The sequence below is a fragment of the Frankia sp. CeRuru1 genome (assembly GCF_977966315.1).
The window spans coordinates 1-3124 of the sequence record NZ_CDWWEW010000498.1; the positions used below are offsets into that span (position 1 = coordinate 1).

The following is a 3124-nucleotide window of genomic DNA, read 5'->3' on the forward strand; positions in this document are numbered from 1 at the left end:
ACCGGCGCGGCCGGCCGGCGGCGCGTGCCGCAGCGCCTGCTCCCGCGCCGCCGTCACCGGCTTCCTGGCCAGCGACGCGGCCGCGACGCCGGCGTTGTCGACCACCCGGTTGATGACCATCTCGGCGACGACGTCGGTCACCTCCACCGGATCGGACGCGACCGCGGCGATCTTCCAGGCAAGCTGGTCCTCGCGGCCCAGCCGCTCCTCGCTGCGGTAGACACGCACCTTGTGCTCGATCATGTCGACACCCATCTCCCCTCTGTCGCGTTTCTCTGCCCGGGCCGAGAGCACCCGGCCGGCGGGACACCCCGGCCGGGCCCCTGGTCAGACCATCAGCCGGAGACCGGAACCGGCCAGCGTGTCCCAGGCGGCACGCGGGCCCGGCGCGGTCGTGGACCGGGAGCCGGCACGGAGCTCGACGTCGCGCCGCAGCCGGGACGCGGCGGACGGGTCCGGGCCGGGGTGCACGTGGAAGCCCCGCCCGGACTTCTCGCCGAGCAGCCCGGCGTCGACCATCCGGGCCAGCGGCGGCGGGGCGAACTGCGGGTCGCGCAGCTCCTCGTACATCGACAGGGCGATGGCCTGCAGGTTGTCCAGGCCGATGAGGTCCGCGAGCCGCAGCGGGCCCATCGGGTGGGCGCAGCCGAGGACCATCGCCCGGTCCACGTCAGACACGCCCGCGTGGCCGGACTCCACCATGCGGATCGCGCCGAGCAGGTACGGGATGATCAGCGCGTTGACGACGAAGCCTGCCCGGTCGGTGGAGCGCACCACCTGCTTGCCGAGCGCCCTCGTCACGAAATCCTCGGCGGCGGCCTGGGTGGCCGGGCTGGTCAGCAGCGAGCTGACCACCTCGACGAGCGGCATCACCGGCACCGGGTTGAAGAAGCGCAGCCCGACGACCCTGGCCGCGCGCCTCGTCGACGTGCCCAGCTTCATGATCGCGACGGCGGAGGTAGTAGACGCGAGGAGGGCGTCCGGATCCTCGACGATCCGGTCGAGGTCCGCGAAGATCCGCTGCTTGAGCGGCGCGCTCTCGGTCACCGCCTCGACGACGAGCTGGCGGTCGGCGAGATCGGCGAGATCGGCGGTGAACCGCAGCCGCCAGGCGGCCCGGTCGCGCTCGTGCGGGGTCAGCCGCCCGCGGCGCACGGCCCGGTCCAGCGACTCCAGCACGCGGCGCCGGCCGGCGGCGGCCGTCTGGTCGTCCGTCTCGCAGACCAGCACGTCGAGGTCCGCGCGGATGCAGACCTCCGCGATGCCGGCACCCATGACGCCGGCGCCGACCACGCCGACCCTTTCCGTCCCATACATCTGCTCACCCCGATCTTCTGCCCACGGATTGAATGGTCGGCCGGCCCCGCGAATGCTTGTGGAAATGCGCTCGGTGGGATCGTCCGCCGCGTCGTGGACGTCGCCCGCTCCTGGCGTCCCGGTCGGTGCCAGGCAGGCTGTCAGCGCGATGGGGCCACTCTGGCACGCGGCCGAGCAGCGGGTCCAGAAAGCGAAGAAGTAAAATTTCGCGAATCTCGTGGTCAGGTCTGTGAAACCTGCGAATATCCTTTCGCCGATGGCGCGCAGGGGGCCGCGCGGAGACCGTCGGGCATCCGCCCAGGCTGGCCGGGGTCCCATCCGCGAACCTCGGCGGGACGCGGCCACCGGGAGCGAAGCCAGTGAAGTCCCGGCGCCACGACTCGCGGCGCGGCGGTCAGGGCTCGACGGAGTACGGCACGAAGGTGCTACGCGCCTCGTCGATGGCCAGCGGCCGGCCGATCTGCGCGGTCGCGCGCTGCGGGCAGCGCGGCCGGTCGCAGGTGCGGCAGCCGGGCCCGATCGGGGTGGCGGCCTTGGGGTCGTCGAGCGCCATCCCGCGCGCGTAGACCAGCCGGGGAGCGTGCCGCAGCTCGCAGCCGAGACCGATCGCGAAGGTCTTCGCCGGCTCGCCGTAGCCGCCGCGGTTGCGGGTGACGCTGCGGGCGACCCACAGGTAGCGCTGCCCGTCCGGCATCGCGGCGACCTGCACGACGACCCGGCCGGGCGCGGCGAACGCCTCGTAGACGTTCCAGAGCGGGCAGGTGCCGCCGGTCCTGGAGAAGTGGAAACCGGTCGCCGACTGGCGTTTCGAGATGTTCCCGGCCCGGTCGACGCGGACGAAGATGAACGGCACCCCGCGGGCCCCGGGGCGCTGCAGGGTGCTGAGGCGGTGCGCAATCGTCTCGTAGCCGACGCCGAAATGCTCGGCGAGCAGCTCGATATCGTACTTGAACTGCTCCGCGGCCCGGTAGAAGCTCATATAGGGCAATATCAGCGCGCCGGCGAAGTGGTTGGCCAGTCCGATCCGGGCCAGCCGCCGAGCCTCCGGCGACTCCAGCGACTCGGACGTAAGAATTTTCTCGATCAGCTCCTCCTGTTCCAGGAAGGCCAGCTGGGTGGCCATCCGGAACGCCTGCTGACCTGGGCGCAGATGCGGCGAGAAATGCAGCGTACGGTCGGCCCCGTCGAAGTAGTGCATGTCGGTGCGCGCACCGAACTCCTTGGCCGGGCGGCTCATGTGGGTGGTGCGGATCTGGTGCGCCTCGCCCAGGTGGCGGCGCAGCGCGACCCGGACCTCGCCGCGCCGGGCACCGATCCGCTCTGCGGTGGCCTCGGCCGCCCGGTCGAGCTCCTCGAAGTGGTTCTGGTGCCGGTAGAAGAAGTCCCGCACCTGCTGGTGCGGGTCGGCCTCGAGCACCACGGCGCGGGACTCGGCCACCAGCTCGGTCTGGTCGAGCAGGTGCCGGTACCGGCGGTACAGGCCGATCACGGCCTCGGCCACTTCGGGCAGGCCGCTGGCCAGCTCGTGCAGGTCCGCCGCCGAGACGTCACCGCCGCGGGACTCGGCGAGCAGCGCCTCGCGCAGCTCCGCGAGGGTGCGCGCCGAGTCCTGCGGCGCGAAGAACGCCGCGTCGACGCCGAACACCTCGCTGATCCGCAGGAGCACGGGCACGGTCAGCGGGCGGGTGTCGTGCTCGATCTGGTTGAGGTAGCTCGGCGAGATCGCCAGGACGCGGGCGAGGTCGACCTGGCTCATCGCGCGGTCCTCCCGCAGCCGCCGCAGCCGGGCGCCCGCGAACATCTTCTC

2 protein-coding genes and 1 pseudogene are annotated in these 3124 nt (G+C 72.3%); all 3 read right to left on the minus strand.

Annotated elements, in window-relative coordinates:
* Nucleotides 1–243 (minus strand): annotated as a pseudogene (locus AC08OP_RS23395) (MmgE/PrpD family protein); the annotation flags it as partial.
* 84 nt (nucleotides 244–327) lie between these two features.
* A complete protein-coding gene (locus tag AC08OP_RS23400; protein WP_476616144.1) occupies nucleotides 328–1317 on the minus strand; it encodes a 3-hydroxybutyryl-CoA dehydrogenase in 990 nt (329 codons plus the stop codon).
* A gap of 394 nt (nucleotides 1318–1711) precedes the next feature.
* On the minus strand, nucleotides 1712–3124 hold a 1413-nt coding region (locus AC08OP_RS23405; RefSeq protein ID WP_476616145.1), incomplete at its 5' end, for a short-chain fatty acyl-CoA regulator family protein.

Excerpts from the sequence above, each read along its gene's own strand:
- AC08OP_RS23400 (WP_476616144.1), bottom strand. The coding sequence starts at position 1,317 with ATGTATGGGACGGAAAGGGTCGGCGTGGTCGGCGCCGGCGTCATGGGT.